General features: G+C 53.8%; 13 protein-coding genes and 1 pseudogene. 3 read left to right on the top strand and 11 right to left on the bottom strand.

Features of this window, described 5'->3' with window-relative positions; translation table 11 throughout:
* The first annotated feature begins 28 nt into the window (after positions 1–28).
* On the top strand, positions 29–631 hold the full coding sequence (locus ACQE3Z_RS05595) for a hypothetical protein (protein ID WP_426972588.1): 603 nt from the start codon (positions 29–31) through the stop codon (positions 629–631).
* 60 nt (positions 632–691) lie between these two features.
* On the opposite strand, the gene ACQE3Z_RS05590 is transcribed toward ACQE3Z_RS05595, so the two are convergent.
* From ACQE3Z_RS05590 to araJ, 8 genes are all read right to left on the bottom strand, one after another.
* On the bottom strand, positions 692–1,432 hold the full coding sequence (locus ACQE3Z_RS05590) for a nitroreductase family protein (RefSeq protein ID WP_426972586.1): 741 nt from the start codon (positions 1,430–1,432) through the stop codon (positions 692–694).
* A gap of 149 nt (positions 1,433–1,581) precedes the next feature.
* Positions 1,582–3,282, bottom strand: a complete 1,701-nt coding sequence (locus ACQE3Z_RS05585; RefSeq protein WP_426973066.1) for a tannase/feruloyl esterase family alpha/beta hydrolase — start codon at positions 3,280–3,282, stop codon at positions 1,582–1,584.
* Positions 3,283–3,779: 497 nt separating this feature from the next.
* Positions 3,780–4,457 carry a respiratory nitrate reductase subunit gamma gene (gene narI, locus ACQE3Z_RS05580; protein WP_426972584.1) on the bottom strand — a complete coding sequence of 226 codons (678 nt, stop codon included), beginning with the start codon at positions 4,455–4,457 and terminating at the stop codon, positions 3,780–3,782.
* Positions 4,457–5,152, bottom strand: coding sequence for a nitrate reductase molybdenum cofactor assembly chaperone (narJ, locus tag ACQE3Z_RS05575; protein ID WP_426972582.1), 696 nt, complete (start codon positions 5,150–5,152; stop codon positions 4,457–4,459). The genes narI and narJ overlap by 1 nt, the downstream gene beginning before the upstream one ends.
* On the bottom strand, positions 5,152–6,684 hold the full coding sequence (gene narH, locus ACQE3Z_RS05570) for a nitrate reductase subunit beta (RefSeq protein ID WP_426972580.1): 1,533 nt from the start codon (positions 6,682–6,684) through the stop codon (positions 5,152–5,154). Before narH ends, narJ begins: the two co-directional genes overlap by 1 nt.
* Complete coding sequence (locus ACQE3Z_RS05565; RefSeq protein ID WP_426972578.1) at positions 6,681–10,421, bottom strand: nitrate reductase subunit alpha; 3,741 nt, start codon at positions 10,419–10,421, stop codon at positions 6,681–6,683. Before ACQE3Z_RS05565 ends, narH begins: the two co-directional genes overlap by 4 nt.
* A gap of 84 nt (positions 10,422–10,505) precedes the next feature.
* A complete protein-coding gene (narU, locus tag ACQE3Z_RS05560; protein ID WP_426972576.1) occupies positions 10,506–11,888 on the bottom strand; it encodes a nitrate/nitrite transporter NarU in 1,383 nt (460 codons plus the stop codon).
* Between the two features lie 411 nt (positions 11,889–12,299).
* A complete protein-coding gene (araJ, locus tag ACQE3Z_RS05555) occupies positions 12,300–13,478 on the bottom strand; it encodes an MFS transporter AraJ (protein WP_426972574.1) in 1,179 nt (392 codons plus the stop codon).
* A 112-nt stretch (positions 13,479–13,590) separates the two neighbouring features.
* On the opposite strand from araJ, the gene ACQE3Z_RS05550 reads away from it, so the two are divergent.
* Positions 13,591–14,172, top strand: a complete 582-nt coding sequence (locus ACQE3Z_RS05550) for a flavin reductase family protein (RefSeq protein WP_426972573.1) — start codon at positions 13,591–13,593, stop codon at positions 14,170–14,172.
* A 58-nt stretch (positions 14,173–14,230) separates the two neighbouring features.
* Here ACQE3Z_RS05550 and ACQE3Z_RS05545 read toward each other — a convergent pair whose 3' ends face one another.
* On the bottom strand, positions 14,231–16,576 hold the full coding sequence (locus ACQE3Z_RS05545; protein WP_426972572.1) for a membrane-bound PQQ-dependent dehydrogenase, glucose/quinate/shikimate family: 2,346 nt from the start codon (positions 16,574–16,576) through the stop codon (positions 14,231–14,233).
* 621 nt (positions 16,577–17,197) lie between these two features.
* Here ACQE3Z_RS05545 and ACQE3Z_RS05540 point away from each other — a divergent pair.
* Positions 17,198–17,545 (top strand): annotated as a pseudogene (locus ACQE3Z_RS05540) (MFS transporter); the annotation flags it as partial.
* A gap of 151 nt (positions 17,546–17,696) precedes the next feature.
* Here ACQE3Z_RS05540 and ACQE3Z_RS05535 read toward each other — a convergent pair.
* Both ACQE3Z_RS05535 and ACQE3Z_RS05530 read right to left on the bottom strand, forming a co-directional pair.
* Positions 17,697–18,161, bottom strand: coding sequence for a hypothetical protein (locus ACQE3Z_RS05535; protein WP_426972571.1), 465 nt, complete (start codon positions 18,159–18,161; stop codon positions 17,697–17,699).
* A 209-nt stretch (positions 18,162–18,370) separates the two neighbouring features.
* Positions 18,371–20,041 (bottom strand): methyl-accepting chemotaxis protein, encoded by a 1,671-nt coding sequence (locus ACQE3Z_RS05530; protein ID WP_426972570.1) that lies wholly within the window; start codon positions 20,039–20,041, stop codon positions 18,371–18,373.
* Positions 20,042–20,489 lie beyond the last annotated feature (448 nt).

The raw sequence follows: 20,489 nt of genomic DNA, 5'->3' as shown, positions 1-20,489 counted from the left end.
CCTCAGAGGCAACCGTTAAAGGAATAACATGCTGACTAAAAAATTTAAACACCATTTTGCCTGGTGCCACACTGTAGAACAGTCGATCCGGCATGCCGATGTAAAAGCTCTGGATGCCACCCGGGAGCAGCTGATGGATAAGATGGGACAGCCGTTTGGCGTGCATACGCGCGGCGTGCCCTTGATCATTGCCACATTAACGCTGTTGCTGGGGTTTGCTATGGTGCAGATCCGTTTATGGGAGCTATTGTTCAGCGGATTTTCCGCCGGCCCACACAATCTGTTTTTTGGCATTTTACCCACGGCGCTGATCTTTGCTGTTGTGCTGAGCGCCACAGTTTACTTCATTGCCCAGGGATATATGGCGGCCGTCAGCCTGTTTTTAAGCATGGCGAAAACGATCCTGATTCTGGATCTGCTCTATTTTGTTTTGTCGCTGTATGACTTTATGCTAAACAAGCCTTATGCGGGAGCGCAACTTATCAGCGCACTACTCGGCATCCTATTTATTATTCTGGCTTTTCTCACTGTCAATGCCCCCTCTTTCAGGGTCATGCTGACCTTGATGTTACATAACCGTATCTGGCGCAGACAGCTACAGTTAAAACGTCAGGCGCTAACCCGGCGCTGAAACAAAACGGGCCAGACGGCCCGTTTTGTTTTCAAAAGGAATAACCTCAGCCCGGCGGGCTTATTTATCTTTGCCGAAGCCCTGCTTTAACAGTGCCGGCAGTACGTTCGGGAAGTAGATGTTTTTATAGTAGTTGGCTACGGTCTGGCTCCAGTTTTCGCCGCCGTCGCGCTTGATATCACGCCAGTGCTGCTCCAGTTCGTGGTTAAACTGACCAATCTTCTCCACCAGGCCTTCCGTCTGATATTTCTCTTCATGACGGAAAGTGGACATCGGCAGGCGCGGCTTGAGATCGGCAGGACGATCAACATAGCCCAGCGCCAGGCCCACCAGCGGGAAGGTCAGCGGCGGCAGCTCAAACAGTTCAATAAACTCTGCCGGGCTTCTTCTCATCCCACCAATCGGCACCACGCCCAGCCCCTGCGCACGCGCGGCGGCCATTGCCGATGCCAGGGCAATCCCGACGTCGGTGCTGCCGGAAACAATGCTTTCAATACTTTCATGCGCGATCTGCTGCTCATCGATCAGGCTCATCGCCTCGCGCGTCTTATGCATATCCAGAACAAAAGTGATAAACACCGGTGCCTGCGCGATCCACGGCTGACCGCCTGCCAGCTCGGCGATTTTAGCTTTGGTGGCTTTGTCACGCGTAACGATCACAGAGACCTGCTGTGAATGAACAGAGGTCGGCGCCCGATAAGCAGACAAAATAATATTATCCAGAACGGCATCCGAAACGGGTTTATCAAGATAGCTGCGATCGCTGCGGTGATTAATAAATGTGTCAATAACCGGATTCATTATATTTCCCTTGTTATAAATATCTGGCGCAGTGTAGAGGAGCGCAACATTAGCGGCTTCGCACTCTGTGCCGCCTGATATTTTCAATTTGCCTTCCCTGTCGCAGGATTTGCCGCTCTGATGCTCAGACATCGCGGCGGTTTTGTGGCCTATTTTTCTGCTAACTTCCCGTCACGCACCTGATACATTTTTTGATTATCGGGTCCGATAAAATCACTGGCCGGCTTGCCGATAATCAGCCGATCATAGGCGCTGGATTTTACGGGCTTATAGTTTTCCGCCTTATTCACCGCCCCTTTACCGGTATAGCGGGCAATATAAGGATAGGGCCAGACGGGGCGCGTCGATGTTACGGCAGCGGCCGGTGTTGCATAAGGCTGACTGGGTCTCTGTAAACCATGAAATTGTTTCTCTGCCGAAGCGCCTGGCTCAGGCGGCATTCCCTGGGGTTCTACCGATGCAGCCAGTTTGCCGGTAATGATTTTTTCCGGTGCCTGCCCTTGCTCAGTCCAGCTTATCAGCGGCGTCAGAAGATCGATCTGATCGTATCCTTCGCCATTGCCACAGTGCGCAACGCCCGGCAACAGGAAGAGACGCAGGAACTGATTAACCGCAGCTGCGCCAAGGGTTTTCTCAACGCCGCGATAATAGGCGATGGAAAATGCCGGACTAATGGAATCATCGGCCAGACCGTGCCAGATAATCAGTTTTCCGCCCCGCTGCTGGTAACGATGTAAATTGGTATTCGCTGCGTTGTACAGCGGTGCCAGCTCAGCGACCGCCGCAAAATTATGGCTGTTAAGCGGGAAATCCTTTATTGAGGTAAGAGTGCGTTTTCCGCCAGTCAGCAGCACCGACTGCAGCGCAGGCAGTACCATCATTTCGGACATAGAATGGCCCGATGCCGAGTCAGGAACGGGCCAGCGCAGCTCCGATCCCAACGGCAGACCGGCTGGAACAAACTGATTGCCAGCGCTGTCGTGCGCGCCACGATAGAGATTTTCTGCCACGGTAATCTCTTCGCGGGTCAGGCAGTCTGATTTATCCTGCTGTTTTTCATCACACTGTTTTACCCAGTTTGCTGAGAAGGTGCAGGCATAAGGATTTTGCAAGATACCATCGTCCACCCCTGACAGCGTAGGGCAATGTTGCAGAACCGCCCGATGCAGAACAGGCAAACGATCCTTTAACAGAATAGCGCTGCCGTCCGGACGTAAGTTCGCCGCCACATTCCAGCCATGATAAAAGGAGTTCTGGAACTGGAAAAATGCCGCAGGCGCGCCGGCAGAAATACCGTCGAAATCCTCCGGATACCGCTGGGCCTCCATTAGCGCTTCACGACCACCATCGGAACAGCCCATAAAATAGGCATACTTGGGCTGTTGACCATAATAGGCAGCAACGAGTGCTTTGCTCAGCCTGGCGGTCAGGTGATTGGCACGCCAGGCAAAATCGATACGTTTTTGCGGATCTTCGGCCCAGCTGGCGTCCATCATGCTGCCGCTGTGCCCCATATTGGTGGCGGCAACCGTAAACTCGCCGTTGGTGGCAGGCGTACAGCCGCTGGCATTAGAGAACGTAAGATTAATATTGCCGCACAGCCCGCCGCAGCCCACCTGCAGAAAGCGCTGCGTCCACTTCTCCGTCGGCAGCGCCACTTCTATGCCGATCGCTGGCGCAATGGTTGCGGCTACCTTACAGAAGCTTCCCTTTTCTGTTTGTATTACTGAGGCAGAAGTTATGGTCACCGGCGCGCCCACCTTTTCGCTCAGTGAAAGCGTGCTTAACTGCGCACAAGCCATTACTGGCTTAATAACCGGAAGATTTTCCGCCGCGCCTGCAGGCATCATTGCCAGCCATAGCCAACCACAAGCCAGCACCAGTGCCGCCTGATAGCCTTTCTTTACCCACTGTGCCATTTTCATATCCAGTTTATCTGTTTGTCTCGATTTCGCGATCTGACGGTTCTCTCTTTGCCCTGTCTGGCAAAAGCGATGGAGGAGATAAATAGCATTTTTTTCACGGCTACGTCGGACGGAAATGTGAAGAAAACGTCAGGATTGAGCCAGCAAAGCGGAAAAGCATAGTCAGGCAGAAAGAGACAACGAGGGAAAAGTAAGCATCAGGCCACTTTTCTTGATAAATTTTTGTTATCAACCACTTAATTACCACCCCGCATTCAGTACCAGTGATAACTGGACAAAAAATAACCATACAGGCGATGTGGACATTGATTTCCCGGTAATCTTGGCTAACTTTATTTACGAGTTCCTGTGTAACCCTTTGCTGTAGACGCCTTTCGTCGTCCGGCACCGCTCATTGCCACGGTGCCGGATTTTTTTATGCCCTAGCGACGAGCCCGTACCAGTTGATAGCGGCGAGTGAAGTATTCAAACGGCGCACTCCAGACATGTACCAGGCGGGTAAAGGGAAAGATCAGGAAAATCGTCATCCCCAGCACCAGATGGACGCGATAGATCCACTCGACGCCATCCAGCCAGGTTGAAGCGTTACCCTGGAATGTCACCACTGACTGTGCCCAGCCTACCAGTTTCATCATCCCTACACCGTCCAGATGGCGTAACGAGAACAGAATCGACGTCAGCCCAAGGATCAGCTGGATCATTAAAATACCCAAAATCACAATATCGGCCCGGCTTGAGGTCGCCCGTACGCGAGGATTAAACATGCGTCTCTTCAGCAGCATCAGGCCGCCAACCAACGCCATCAGACCAAATACCCCGCCCGCCGCCATCGCCAGTTTCTGCTTGGTGGCAATGGCCAAAAAAGGCTCATACACCCAGTGTGGCGTCAGCAACCCGAACAGATGACCAAAGAAAATGCCGATAATGCCGATGTGGAACAGGTTAGAGGCCAGGCGGAAATTCTTTTTATCCAGGATCTGGCTGGAACCTGCGCGCCAGGTGTACTGCCCATAGTCATAGCGTAACCAGCTGCCGATCAGAAACACCGTCCCGCACAGATAGGGATAAATCTCGAAAAAGAAGATGTTCAGATAGTGCATTATTTCGATCCTCCGGCTGACAAATCCAGATATTGCGGGATGGGCTGCTGTTGAAAACGCTGCTGATGCGCTTTCTCCAGCGAGGCGTCGCACGCCTGCGCCCGATCGTCGATAAACTTGATCTGCGCTTCTTCCCAGACGGCATCCAGAGCCTGACGGGTATCATCGCGAGGCTCCTTGCTCACCTGTCCGGCCACGCTGCTGCTGCGCAACGGGCTGCCTGCCCAGATTAATAAGGAATCAAACAGCTGGCTAAAGGCGCTGGCACGCTGTTGCAGCCGCCCGCCAATCAGCGCCAGGATTGGAGCCACATCTTGCACGCCCTGACGCGCCGCCGCCTCTGGCTGCTGGCTGAGATATTCAAGATAGAGCGGCAGATAGTCCGGCAGCTCACGACAGTCGAGCAGCAGCCCCGCCTGCTCATACTGCGCCAGCAGGTCAACCATCGCCTGACCGCGATCGCGTGATTCGCCATGTACATGTTCAAACAGCAACAGCGAGGTGGCGCAGCCGCGATCGAAAGTTTCACACCACTCCGACTGCCGATCCAGCAGCTCGCCGCTAAGCCAGCGGGTTGCAAATGGCTGCAGCATTGGCGTCTGCTGCGCCACCAGCGCGTTCAGTTCATCCTTCTCCTGCCACAGCGCCTTATCCGGATATTCCAGCAGCAGCGCCACTACTTTTAGCATCAGCATTATTCCCCCTCCGCCCGGTGCGTAATGTTAATGGCGTCGATACGACGGCTGTTGAACAGGTTGAATTTGCTGTCGCTGCCGTGGCAGCCGTCGCCAAAGGTAAAGCCGCAGCCGTTGCGCTCCGGGAAGGCATCAGCCGCCAATTCGCGGTGGCTGGTGGGGATCACAAACCGGTCTTCATAGTTGGCAATCGCCAGATAGCGGTACATCTCTTCCACCTGCGCCACGCTGAGTCCGACCTGTTCGATGGCGCGGGTATCGGTCTCACCCTCCACCGTTTGCGCGCGTTTATAGTGGCGCATCGCCATCATTCTTTTTAGCGCCCGCAGCACCGGTGCGGTATCGCCCGCGCTCAACAGGTTTGCCAGGTACTGCACCGGAATACGCAGGGTTTCTACCGCCGGCAGCGCGCCATCCATTGGCAGCGCGCCCGCATCAGCCACCGACTGAATCGGCGACAGCGGTGGTACATACCAGACCATCGGCAGCGTGCGATATTCAGGATGCAGCGGCAGCGCCAGCTTCCAGTCCATCGCCAGCTTCCAGACCGGCGATTTCTGCGCCGCATCCAGTACGTTCTCCGGAATGCCCTGCGCCAGCGCTTCGGCAATGACTTCCGGGTCATTGGGATCGAGAAACACATCAAGCTGACGCTCATAGAGATCGGTTTCATTTTCTGCGCTGGCGGCCTCAGCGATGCGGTCGGCATCATACAGCACCACGCCGAGATAGCGAATGCGTCCGACGCAGGTTTCTGAGCAGACGGTTGGCATGCCCGACTCGATACGTGGATAACAGAAGATGCACTTTTCTGATTTCCCGCTCTTCCAGTTAAAGTAGATTTTTTTATAGGGGCAGCCGCTGATGCATAAGCGCCAGCCACGACAGCGGTCCTGGTCAATCAGTACGATGCCATCTTCTTCGCGTTTATAGATTGCGCCGCTGGGACAGGTCGCCACACAGCTGGGGTTCAGACAGTGTTCGCACAGGCGCGGCAGGTACATCATAAAGGTGTTTTCAAACTGGCCGTACATCTCCTTTTGCATCGCCACAAAGTTGCTGTCCTGAGATCGCAGGCTGAACTCGCCGCCCAGGATCTCTTCCCAGTTTGGCCCCCACTCTATTTTCTTCATGCGTTTGCCGCTGATCAGCGAACGCGGGCGGGCAATCGGCTGATGTTTGCCTTCTTTGGCGTTATGCAGATGCTGATAATCAAAACTGAACGGCTCATAGTAGTCATCAATGCCCGGCACCTCCGGGTTAGCGAAAATCTTGGCCATTACGCCCGCTTTGCCGCCAAGCCGCGGCTCCAGCTTGCCGTTGATTTTACGGATCCAGCCGCCCTTCCATTTATCCTGATCTTCCCAGGCTTTTGGGTAGCCGATGCCCGGTTTGGTTTCAACGTTATTGAACCAGGCGTACTCCATGCCTTCACGTCCGGTCCAGACGTTTTTACAGGTAATGGAGCAGGTATGACAGCCGATGCATTTGTCGAGATTCATCACCATCCCGACCTGTGAACGTATTTTCATTGCGCTTCCCCCTGCACCTGGTCCTGGCCTTCGCCATCCAGCCAGTTAATGTTTTTCATTTTACGGATCATGATGAACTCGTCGCGATTAGAGCCGACGGTGCCGTAGTAGTTAAAGCTGTAGGCCAGATGCGCATAGCCGCCGATCATATGGGTCGGTTTCGGACAGATGCGGGTAACGGAGTTATGAAAACCGCCACGGATGCCGGTAACCTCCGAGCCGGGAATATTGGTGATGCGCTCCTGCGCGTGGTACATCATGGTAGATCCAGGCTTCACGCGCTGGCTGACCACCGCACGGCAGGTCAACGCGCCGTTGGCGTTAAACACCTCTACCCAGTCGTTGTCTTTGATCTGCAGCTCACGCGCATCCTCTTCGCTCATCCAGATAATCGGCCCGCCGCGCGACATGGTCAGCATCAGCAGGTTTTCGCTGTAGGTAGAGTGAATGCCCCATTTCTGGTGCGGCGTCAGGAAGTTCAGCGCTTTTTCCGGATAGCCGTTTGAAGGGATATGCTGTAGCTGAGTGACGCTGCGCGTATCAATGGGCGGACGGTAGGAAACCAGGCTTTCGCCAAAGGCGCGCATCCAGGGATGATCCTGATACAGCTGCTGTCGCCCGGAAAGCGTGCGCCACGGGATCAGCTCATGCACGTTGGTATAGCTGGAATTATAAGAAACATGCTCATCCTCCAGACCGGACCAGGTGGGACTGGAGATGATCTTACGCGGCTGTGCCTGAATATCGCGGAAGCGGATTTTTTCCTCTTCTTTGCGTCGCGCCAGATGGGTATGCTCGCGCCCGGTGATTTCGCCCAGCGCTTCCCAGGCTTTTACCGCCACCTGACCGTTGGTTTCCGGTGCCAGCGTCAGGATCATTTCCGCCGCATCGATGGCGCTGTTGATCATCGGCTGCCCTTTCGCCGGCCCCTCCGCCTTGACGTAATTCAGCTTGCGCAGCAGCTCAACCTCATTTGCCGTATGCCAGTTAATGCCTTTGCCACCGTTACCGATGGTTTCCAGCAGCGGACCCACGGAGGTAAAGCGCTCCCAGGTGGCCGGATAGTCGCGCTCAACCGTAATAATATTGGGTGCGGTTTTGCCGGGGATCAGATCGCACTCGCCTTTATGCCACTCCTGGATTTCATAGGGCTGTGCCAGCTCAGCGGGCGAGTCGTGCTGAATTGGCTGTAGCACCACATCGGTCTCCTGACCGAGATGGCCAACACAGAGGTCAGAAAACGTTTTGGCGATATCTTTGTAGATTTCCCAGTCGGAGCGCGACTCCCAGACCGGATCCACAGCGGCGGAGAGCGGATGAATAAACGGATGCATATCCGTGGTGTTCATATCATCCTTCTCATACCAGGACGCGGTCGGCAACACCACATCCGAATAGAGACAGGTGGTGGACATGCGAAAATCGAGCGTCACCAGCAGATCCAGCTTGCCTTCCAGCGCTTTGGTTTGCCACTCCACCTCTTCCGGGATCGCATCGCCTTTGCCGATGCACTCTTCGCCCTGAATGCCGCTGTCGGTGCCGAGCAGGTATTTCAGCAGATATTCATGCCCCTTACCGGAGGAGCCGAGCAGATTAGAGCGCCAGATAAACAGGTTGCGCGGGTGGTTATTACCGTCGTCGGGTTGTTCACAGGCGAAGCGCAGCTTGCCGCTTTTCAGCGCGTCAACGGTATAGTCAACCGGTGACTGGCCCGCCTCTTTTGCCAGTGCAGCGATGCGCAACGGGTTAGTATTTAGCTGCGGCGCTGAAGGTAGCCAGCCCATGCGTTCGGCGCGTACGTTGAAATCGATCAGCTGGCCGGTGAATTTTTGCTTTTGGGCAATAGGTGATAACAGCTCGCTGATGCTCAGTTTCTCAAAGCGCCACTGGCTGGCGTGCGCGTAAAACCAGGAGGTGCTGTTCATCTGACGCGGCGGCCGCGTCCAGTCCAGCGCAAACGCCAGCGGCATCCAGCCGGTTTGCGGCCGCAGCTTTTCCTGACCAACATAGTGTGCCCAGCCGCCGCCGGTTTGTCCCACGCAGCCGCAAAACACCAGCATATTGATCAGGCCACGGTAGTTCATATCCATGTGATACCAGTGGTTGAGACCGGCTCCCACAATGATCATCGACCGTCCTCGCGTTTTATGGGCGGTCCCGGCAAATTCGCGGGCGATATGCTCCAGGTTTTTGCGCGGCACGCCGCTGATCTGCTCAGCCCAGGCAGGCGTGTAGGCTTTGATCTCATCATAGCTTTGCGCGCAGTTGGCATCATCCAGACCGCGATCCAGCCCATAATTCGCCAGCATCAGATCGTATACCGTGACCACGCGTCCGATGGTGCCATCCGCCAGCGTAATTTGCTTAACCGGCAGCTGGTGCAGCAGGATGGGATCTTGCTTAACGTGGCGGAAGTTGGGGCTTTCATTACCGCCATAGTAGGGAAACGCCACCGGAACCACTTCATCACGATCGTCAATCAACGACAGGCGCAGCGCGACTTCGCTGCCTGCTGCCTGTGGCTCAAGGTTCCACTTCCCTTTTTCGCCCCAGCGGAAACCGATTGATCCATTAGGCACCACCATCTCACCGCTCTCACTCAGGGCGACGGTTTTCCAGTCGGGATTGTTGGCCTCGCCCAGCGCATCGGTGAGATCGGCGGCGCGCAGCAGGCGGCCAGAGGTGTAATAGCCGCTCTCTTCCGGCTCCAGCAGCACCAGCATCGGCATATCGGTATAGCGCCGCGCATAGTTGAGGAAATAGTCGCTGGGGTTTTCCAGATGGAACTCTTTCAGGATCACATGCCCCATCGCCATCGCCAGCGCGCTGTCGGTCCCCTGTTTTGGTGACAGCCACTGGTCACACAGCTTGGCGACCTCTGAATAGTCAGGGCTGATGGCGATGGTTTTGGTGCCTTTATAGCGCACCTCGGTAAAGAAGTGGGCATCTGGCGTGCGGGTCTGCGGTACGTTCGAACCCCAGGCGATGATATAGCTGGAGTTGTACCAGTCGGCGGATTCCGGCACGTCGGTCTGCTCGCCCCAGGTCATTGGCGACGCGGGCGGCAGATCGCAGTACCAGTCATAAAAACTCAGGCTGGTGCCGCCGATCAGCGAAAGATAGCGCGTTCCGGCTGCATAAGAGATCATCGACATGGCCGGGATCGGCGAAAAACCGGCCACGCGATCGGGGCCGCAGTGTTTGATGGTCCAGATATTGGCGGCGGCGATCAGCGTATTCAGCTCTTTCCAGTCGGAGCGGATAAAGCCGCCGTGCCCGCGCGCCTGTTTATAGCTGCGGCTTTTTTCGGGATCGGTGACGATAGCGTTCCAGGCCAGTACCGGATCGCCGTGCTGCGCCAGCGCCTCGCGCCACAACTCCACCAGCCGTCGGCGCACCAGCGGATACTTTAGCCGGTTGGCGCTGTAGATATACCAGGAGTAGCTGGCGCCGCGTGGGCAGCCGCGCGGTTCATGATTGGGCAAATCGGGGCGGGTGCGTGGATAGTCGGTCTGCTGCGTTTCCCAGGTGACCAGACCATTTTTGACATAAATCTTCCAGCTACAGGAGCCGGTACAGTTTACGCCGTGGGTGGAACGTACAATTTTGTCGTACTGCCAGCGCTGGCGATAGCTGTCCTCCCAGTCGCGGTTGCTGTTCATCAACTGCCCGTGTCCATCCGAGAAGGTGTCGCTTTTCTGGCGAAAATAGCGAAACTTGTCCACTAGCTTACTCATTACCCACTCCTGGCAGAGAGTTTCCCTGCGGTTACATGGCTCAAATTACATAACCTGAAAAACAGATCGAAGAAGATGCCGTGCTTAGTCTTTAGTAAAGCGGCGCCCGTAAACCAGCCAGGTCACCAATGTGCAGACAACGTAGAAGACCAGGAAAACTTTCATCGCTCCGACCGGCGAGCCGGTCATCGCCAGCGATGTGCCGAAGGCTTTTGGAATAAAAAAACCGCCGATAGCGCCGATGGCGGAGATAAAACCCAGCGCAGCGGCGGTCTCGGTCACCGCCACATGTTGCGCCTGCGCTTCAGTGCCGCCAGCCGCCAGCACGCGTTTGCGCGTCAGGGTGCGGAAAATCACGGCGATCATCTGAAAGGTTGAGCCGCTGCCCAGGCCAGCGGTGAGAAACAGACCCATAAACACGGCGTAAAAGGCAGTAAAACTGCCGGTGCCGTGTCCTGGCAGCGTCGAAAACAGCAGCAGCGTAAACAGAGCCATCAGCATAAAGTTCACCAGCGTGACGCGAATGCCGCCGAGCTTATCGGAGATAATGCCCCCAGCCGAACGCGCCAGCGCGCCTAAAAATGGCCCAAAAAAGGCCAGTTTCAGGATATCGACATCGGGAAACTGCGTTTTTGCCAGCATGCCAAAACCCGCTGAAAAGCCGATAAAAGAGCCAAAGGTTGCCAGATAGAGCAGGCTCAGCAGCCACATATGGCCGCGCTTCAGTACCGTAAGCTGCTCGCGTAGCGACGCCTGCGTGCCTGCCAGCGTATCCATACAGAACCAGGCGGCCAGTACCGCGATCATCAGCAGCGGCACCCACAGCCACGCGGCATTAGCCAGCCACAAACGGCTGCCGTCCGGCTGCTCTACGCCATGAACGCCCAGAAAGGTAAAAATCGGTAGCGAGATCACCACAGGCGTCAGCAGCTGCATCACGCTGACGCCCAAATTGCCCAGCCCGCCGTTAATGCCCAGCGCGCTGCCCTGACGTGCCCGGGGAAAGAAAAAACTGATATTGCCCATGCTGGAGGCGAAATTCGCCCCGGCAAAGCCGCACAGCAGCGAGATTACAATAAATACGCCGTAAGAGGTGTCAGGATTTTGTATGGCGAAACCCAGCCAGGCGCAGGGAATAATCAGAATGGCGGTGCTGATCACCGTCCACTGCCGACCACCAAACAGCGGCACTGCAAAGGAGTAAGGTACGCGCAGAATCGCTCCGGAAAGTGAAGGCAGCGCGGTAAGCAGAAACAGCTGATCGGTCGTGAAATGAAAGCCAACTTTATTAAGGTTTACCGCTACGGCGCTGAACAGCATCCAGACGCAGAAGGCTAACAGCAAAGCAAAAACAGATGTCCATAAATTACGTTGCGCGATTTTTTTGCCGGTTTTCTCCCAGTAGCGCGGATTTTCGGCATCCCAGCCGCGCAGCGCGGCATGCGTCGATTTCTCATGTGTGGCCATATTCACGTTCCATGGTAAGAATCAATGAAGGCGGACTGAAGCAAAGCGACAAATCCCCGTAAGCGTAGTCGGGTTATTTAGAGTGATCAATAATCAATCAGTAATTATGATTAGGGTAATAATCAGGCATGAAGGGAAAATTTACGTAGTTAAAACAAGAAACTAAAAATGAGACTCTTGTCTACCTCTAAAGAATTAATCGCCCCGCTTTGGGCATAAGGAAAAAGGAATGGTACGCAGCGGGCCGGTTTACCGCGCTGACCATTTCCTTGAAAAATGAAGGGATTTTATAGGGGGTAGCAATGGCTTATTTCTCACGAACGCACTGCATATAATTGTGGATTGACAGGGAACTGACTAACAACTTAGCGTGGCCCTGCCGCTGTTGTTTACTTGAACAATGTCACATTTTTAGCCTGTAACTTTCGCTCCAGAACAAAATACCGGACGGGATTTTAAACGCCGGTAGAGAAGCAGCGACAGCATGGCCGATAACGACAGCAGCGCGGCGGGCAGAGCCACATAGTTATAAGGAAAATGGGCGGTAAGCATGGCTCCGCCGCAGAAGGCGCCCAGGGCGCTACCAAGGTTAAACGCGATTTGCCCGCCCGCCGCGCCCAGCATCTCACCGCCTTTGGCATTTTGTAGCAGAAGAATTTGCAACGGCGCAGAGAGCGCAAACAGTCCGGCGCAGATAATAAACGCCAGGCTGAGCGAGGCGATATTCTGATAAGCGAAAAACAGAGTTAACGTTAACGCGACGGCAATCGTGAAGTTCGTTATCGCTGCAATGCGCAGCGGCGAAAATCGGCTGGATAACCTCCCGCTTACTATATTGCCCAGTACCATGCCCAGCCCTGCCAGCATCATAATCAGCGGCATCACCTGGTCGGAAAAGCCAGAGACGTAGATCATCACCGGCTTGATGTAGCTGAACCAGGCAAATACCCCGGCGTTGCTGCACAGGGTAGCCAGAAAAACCAGCCACGGCGCGGCTGATTTCAGGAAGTGGAACTGTTCGCTGAGTTTGGTTGGCGCGTTATCAGAAATATCAGGTATCCAAAAAACAATAGAAGTGATTACCGCGATATTAAAAACAGAGATCAGCAGGAAAGTTGATCGCCAGCTAAATTCATGGCTCAGCAATGTGCCCAGCGGAATGCCAATCAGGTTCGCCAGCGTCATTCCGGATACCATGCCTGCTACCGCTGCGGTCACTTTACCCGGCCTTATTACCCGGGTCAGGATAATCGCGCCGACGCCAAAGAATGCGCCGTGCGGAAAGCCGGAAATCAGGCGAGCAATAATCAGCATGGTATAGGAAGAGGAAAAGGTGAAGATAGCGTTGCCAGTAATGCACAGCGCCGCCAAAAATAGCAGAATCGTTTTCAACGAGAACTTATGGGAGATAACGGCAATCACCGGCGCGCCGATAACCACGCCGAGCGCATAAAATGAGATCATATGACCTGCGGAAGATACCGGGATGTCTATATCACGAGCCAGTTCGGTCAATATGCCCATAATTCCGAATTCGGCCATGCCGAGTCCGAATGTTCCCAGCGCCAGGGAAATAATCACTTTGTTCATACTGCTAACCCTCGAGCTTTTTTTTATGGTGTCACGAATGGAGTTAACAGAGCATTCACTATTCTCGTGATGTTATTAATAAACTTGCTAATAAAAAATCTTAAGGTAAAGGATGTCATATTTTCAGCCCGTAGCGCTTAACCATGCCAGCCGTCTGCTTAATCACGGCCCTACCGTTCTGATCACCAGCTTCGATGCTGCCTCCGGCAGACGTAATGTTATGGCCGCGGCCTGGTCAACGCCGGTTGAGTTTGTCCCGGCGCGTATTGCTATTGTGGTGGATAAAGGCACCTGGTCGCGAGAAATCATTGAGCAGAACCAGGCATTTGCTATCTGCGTACCTACCGCTGCCATTGCTGATTTAACCTGGGCGGTTGGCAGCGTTTCCGGACGCGATAAGAATAAGTTTGAACACTACAATATTGAGGCTAAGCGTGGACCCGAGCTCGGCCTGCCGGTGATCGAACAGGGCTGTGCCGCCTGGCTGGAATGCCGACTGCTGCCGGAAACCCAGGCGCAGCAGCAGTACGATACCTTATTTGGAGAAGTGGTCGCTGCCGCCGCCGATACGCGTATTTTTAACCAGGGCCGCTGGCAGTTCTCAGCCGAACATCCTGAGCATCATACGCTGCATCATTTAGGCGCCGGAAGCTTTGTTACCAGCGGGCCGCTGATACAGGCAAAGCCGCTCTGATCTTTCAGCTATAAAAAAAGCGCCCTTGCAGGCGCTTTTTACTTTTACTTCGCGTTAGTTATTTCAGGCGGAACGCCACTACGCTGTCTCCGGCTTTGGTACCCAGCGAACCGTGGCCGCCTGCGGCGATCACTACATACTGTTTGCCATCGCTGCCCTGCCAGGTCGACGGCGTAGCCTGCGCGCCAGCGCTCAGCTCGGTCTGCCACAGCAGTTCGCCAGTATTGATATCATAGGCGCGGAAGAAGTTATCCGCCGTCGCGCCGTGGAATACCACATCGCCTGCCGTCACCAGCGGACCACCATGCGCCACCATTCCCATCGGGAAACCGATCGGGAAACGCCCCGGCAGGAAGCTGGTGTTGAGGTTTTTCGTGGTGCCCACGCGGCGCAGCCATTCGGTTTTACCGGTTTTCAGATCCACGCCAACCATACGTCCCCACGGCGGGGCGATACAAGGAATGCCCAGATCGGAAGCCAGCTGCTGAATATGAATGGCATAGTCGCCGTGGAAGTTCTCATTCCAGTAAGGCTGTCCATCCTGAGTGAACATACGTTTCGTAGCCGTTTCCGGCGTACGCTTGATCAGCGTATATTTATAAGCCAGGCGCACCGGCGAAGCGATCAGGATCTGTCGCTCTGGATCAACCGCCACGGAACCCCAGTTAAACACGCCGATATTACCCGGGAATATGATAGAACCCTGCTCGGTAGAAGGCGTCCAGGGATTACCGTCATAGCGCAGCGATTTAAAATCGATACGGCAGGCCATCTGATCGAACGGCGTAATGCCCCACATCGATTTTTCAGTCAGCGGCTCCGGCAGGAAGTTCAGGCTGGAAACCGGCTGGGTCGCGGCAAATTTCTCACCGGCAACGCCATCGGTCGAAACCGGTACCTGCCTGACGGGATAAACCGGCTCGCCGGTCAGACGATTAAGAACAAAAAGGTTGCCGGTTTTGGTCGGCAGGATCACCACCGGCTGTTTGCTACCTTGATAATCGATATCAAGCAGTGACGGCTGCGACGGGTTATCGCGATCCCACAGATCGTGGTTAGAGCTCTGGAAACGCCATTTAAAGGTGCCTGTCTGCAGATCCAGCGCCACCAGCGCATCGCGGAACTTCTCGGTATTGCTGTTGGCATCGCGCTCGATACCCAGCTCATCCGGCGAGGCATTGCCAAACGGCACATAAACCAGGCCGTTATGCAGATCGGCGCTCAGAGTACCCCAGGCGATCGGCGTATCGTAAGGATAGTTTTGGTTAGCGGCAATCGGCTGGGTTTGCGTTGGGTTGGCAGGATCGAAATTCCATACCAGGCGACCACTCTGCACATCATAGGCACGAATCACGCCAGATGGGTTGCCCTTATCAAAACCGTTATCCATGACCGAGCCGCCAACAATCACCAGATTGCCCGCTACCAGCGGTGCGGCGGTCTGCATCAGCGCATGCGGACGGAGTTCGCCCATATTGGCGCGCAGATCCACAATGCCGTCCTGGCCGAAATCGGCGCATCGCTTGCCGGTATCCGCATCCAGCGCCACCAGTTTGGCATCGGTGGTAGCATTAAAGATACGCTTGCGGCAGATTGCCGGCGCATTACTCTGCGGCTGAGCGGCGCTGGCTTCATAGTAGCTAACGCCACGGCAGGTCTGGTGCTGCTGCAGATAAGAGCGATTCTTTTGCGGCACATATTTCCATTTCAGCTTGCCGGTTTCCGGCACCAGCGCATGGATTTCATTATGCGGCGTACAGAAATAGAGCGTGTTATTTGCCTTGAGCGGCGTCGCTTCAAAGGTATATTCGCTGGCATCATCGCTTTGACGCAGATCGCCGGTGTGATAAGTCCAGGCAACCTCCAGATTATTCACGTTTTGCTTATTAATCTGGTTCAGAGCTGAAAAGCGCAGGCCGTTGTTAGTGCCACCGTAAGCGACCCAGTCATCGTGTGCGACGGCGGCACTGCTGGGCTGGCGGGCATTGGTAATTTTACCTTCCTGCGGCAGCGGATCGTAGAACATCAGGCCAATTACCACCGCGATAATAACAATCAGGGTAGACCCCAGGAACGGATGAAACTTACGTCCGGTCAGCGGACGTACCACCCACGGCATCGCCAGCCAGACGCCGATCAGGCCGAGGATATCGCCACGCGGGATCCACTGCCATTTATCGAAGCCCACCTCATAAATAATCCAGAACAATGTAATCCACAATAAAACGGCACAGGCGGTTAAGGCGATTTTCTTATTCATCGCCAGGGTAATGGCGATAATCAATAGCCCGATGGCCATGACTGCGTAAAATGGGCTTCCCCCAAGCAGTAACAGCCTGCCGCCCATATAAAGCATAGCTATGCCGATCAGGGCGATAACTATCCCGGTAATTTTGTTAACCATGTTTCCCTCATAACAATTTACAAAAATTGAAAGTAAAACTAAAAAACATTACATCAAATCAACACAATTTTAACTTTGAAGCACGGGCATTAAAATCCCACAAAATCTTATCTGTTAAGAGCATTTGATGATTTTCCCGGTGAAAGATCGATCTCGCTTGCGCCTGCCGCTTCCAGCCATACATTGAAATTAATAAATTAGCGAAAATAATAAGACAGGCTGTAAAACATAGAAAAGAATTGCCACGTAATGCTAAAAAAGTTGGCTTTCAGCGGGCGGGCTCTCTGATAAGGAAGGTTTTTTTGCCTGATAAAACGGCTGCGGGAAAGCGAGAGATGCAGGCAATTAATCAATTGCCGCAATAGTGTGCGCATCCCTGCGAATGGCACCATCCCTCTTCTTACAATGAACAACCTCTATGATTTTACACATCCTCCCTGGTACGCCCCGGCTGTTTGGCGCTGGCGAGTAATCTGCGCCCTGACTGCGCCCCTTTTTGGCTGACCGCTTCTGCACTAAAAAGATCTGGATCGTGGCGGGGGGCCTCTGGTCGATACTGGAAATTACCATCGCCTGGGCAGGCGAGATGGGAATGGCGCTGGTGGGCGAATTAGTCATTTGCTGCTGCTGATTGGCAGCTGTTTTCTGGCGATCCCGTGGATGCCCTCCGCCAGTACAGTTATTTTGATGATGACGCTGGGCAATGCGCTGAATGCGTTGGTCAATAATGTCTACTGGTCAGTGGTGATTGACGTTACGCCGCATGCCAGCGTGGGCGCTTATAGCGGCATTACGCTGGCAATAGCAAACCTGGCAATAGCAAACCTGGCATCGATCATTTCGCCCATGCTAAGCGGTGGGCTGGCGCAATATCAGGGTTATAACGCGATCTTTACCGCTACCGCGCTGATTGTTTTCGCCAGTATGCTGGAAATGTCGCTGCTGCAACCAGAAAAAAGCTGGTTATGACTGTGCGGGAGCCAGTGCCCGTTAGCCGGGTAACCACCTCTTAATTAACCGCGCCGCACGGACCCGCGCGTCAGCACAGAAAAAGCAGGCACTCGTTCCACCATGGAGGGGAAGAATACCTGCTCTGTTTCTGTTTTATCGCACCGGGATATTATTTTTTCTGGTTAAGGTAATCGGTCAGGAAATGCTGTGCATTGCCATAGGATGAAAGTGATTCGCTGTAGTTAATGCGGTAAGGCTGCTTCTCATCGGGCAAATAAAGTTCGCCTGAATCCCTGCCAAAGACATTTAACACCACAAAACGATTACCATTAACCGTAAGTGAATAGCTGATCTTTTTATCACTCTTTTGCACATCCATTATCTGAATGCGTTGACTCCAGGGATGATCGATATTTGTGATCTGTACCAGTGCTTTATTATCCTGGCGCGGACCGTAGCGCAATATCCAGACCTGAACGCCCTCTTCGCCCTGCCAGGCCATCACTTTTTCAGCAACTTCCGGACGGGAAAATGATGCATTCTGAGAGGCTATTTTATCCTGCGCAATCACCTGGCTGGACAAGGGTATAAATGCCAGTACAGCCAGCATAAAAGCAATATTTATTTTTTTCACCGACAAACTCCTTTTTTGTTTCGGGGCGGGGAAAATAATAATCAATAAATATCTGTCGTCAATGGGGTTTATATAAATTAGCGACACTGGCCGTTAAAACGGCGCGCGAATTTATTTCGAATGTATATAATTGGCATGTTTTTATTAGTGGATTAATTAAATAAAACCGGCCAATGAAAGGCCGGCTTAAATTAATTATTTTTTTAATGTCAGAACGCTTCCCATCCCTCTGTCGTGGAATTCTCTTTCGGACGCGCAGGCACAGAATATGCAACCTTTACAACCGGTTTTTTTGCGGCTGCTTGTGACAACGTCACGCCTGTGGCAAGACGAAAGGTCGCTACCATCTGGTTCAGATGTCGGGCCTGATCTTCCAGCTGGCTGGCTGCCGAAGATGACTCTTCAACCAGCGAGGCGTTTTGCTGCGTGACCTGATCCAGCTCGACCACCGCAATGCCTACCTGGCTGATGCCACGGCTTTGCTCTTCAGAAGCAGAGGAAATTTCATCCATAATATCGCGCACCTGCTTAACCCCAACCACGATGGCTTCCATCGACTCTTCAGCGGCAACCGCCAGCTTTGTGCCTTTTTCCACACGTGAAGAGGACTCATCAATCAGCCCTTTAATATCTTTGGCCGCTGCCGCGCTGCGCTGGGCCAGATTGCGCACCTCTCCCGCTACCACTGCAAAGCCGCGCCCGTTTTCTCCGGCGCGTGCCGCCTCTACTGCAGCATTCAATGCCAGGATATTGGTCTGGAAGGCGATGCTTTCGATCACGCCGGTGATCTCAGCGATTTTCTTTGCGCTTTCTTCCAGGTCGTAAATGGTCTTGATTACCCCATCAACAATATCTCCGCCTTTCTCAGCGGTCTCTGACGCCGATAACGCCAGTTTGGATGCCTGCAGCGCATTATCCGCATTCTGTTTTACGGTAGCGGTGATCTGTTCCATGCTGGCTGCCGTCTGTTCCAGTGAAGCGGCCTGCTGTTCCGTACGCGATGAGAGATCGGCATTGCCTGCGGCAATCTCGCTAACGCCGGTAAGAATGGTTTCAGAGCCGCTGCGCACGTTGCTGACGGTATTGACCAGCGCCTGTTGCATACGCGCCAGGCCATTATGCAGTCGCCCCATTTCAGTACGCGCCAGCGGATCTATTTTTACCGGCTGCGTGAGATCGCCATGTTCAATCGCATTAATATGGTTAAGCGCGGCAGTGAGCGGCTGCAACAGCACGCGCTGCAGCACACGCCAGCTAAGCGCAACGCAGGCTAATACCAGTAGCATCACGCCTGTCAGCAACATTTTCATTCGCTGGAAATGTTGGCTGCTGTCCTCAGCGGCCTGGCTGGTCAGATAATTGACCGCGCTGCGCCAGCGCTCGTAATCTTCCAGCATCGCCTGCTGTTTCGGCGCGGCATTAATGGCAAACATTGCGGCCAGGCTGTGCGTATCCGCCGTGTCCATGAGTTGCTGCAACAGTGTCGAGTAAGCTTTATAGCTGGCGTTAAGTTCAGCAGTCAGATGCGGGTCAAGCTGTTTCAACGGCGCGCCAGACTGATATTCCTGATACCAGCGCTCCGCCTCCTGCAGCTGTTGGCGTCCATGCTGGATCATCCCCGGCACTTTTGCGCTGGCTGGGCCTTCCTGCTGGATCCAAATAACGATACGGTTAGCATCGGAGCGCACCGCATTCAACGCATACCAGGCGTTGGTCAGCGCAGTGACCTTGTCATTGGCCGTGGTGGCAGTAAGGAAATTTTCCTTGTCATTGCTGAGTGAATTAAGAAACAGTCCGCCGGAAGCGAATTGCAGCAGGCCAAACAGAGCGATACAGCAAATCAGAAAGGTGGATGTTTTAATACGGCTAAAAAAGGACATAGCTCCCTCAAATAAAGTGATAAACATCACATTTATCGGCAATTTTACCGGTAACATTAGCATCATTGCTTAATCATCAGGCAGTCGAAAAGGCGGATTATGCTGTAGCCTGTTGCTGTAAGAGATGATGGTTACGAGAGAGTACAAAACCCGGTTAGATTATCCGTTAATCTGACGATCACCACGGGCCATTGATCCCTGGTTTATTTATGCATTTTGATCGGGCTGGATTGTCTGGTCATGAACAACGTATGATGACGCCGGTCATGCAGTGTTGTTACCCTGCTGGCCCAAACAGGGAAACCCTGTATAAATCAAACGCAGCGTAATGGCTATCTGTCAGAGCCGCTAACCTGTTGCAGCGCCAGAGCTACCGAAGCATATAGGATTGAGGGCAGAATTTGTCCATAATAAGTAATGCCTTAGCTGTTGTTAGGTTTTACTTATT

The sequence above is a fragment of the Pantoea sp. FN0307 genome (assembly GCF_050113815.1).
Lineage (GTDB): Bacteria > Pseudomonadota > Gammaproteobacteria > Enterobacterales > Enterobacteriaceae > Mixta > Mixta alhagi.
Note: the sequence above shows the minus strand (reverse complement) of the source record. Positions and strands in the feature narration are given on the sequence as shown.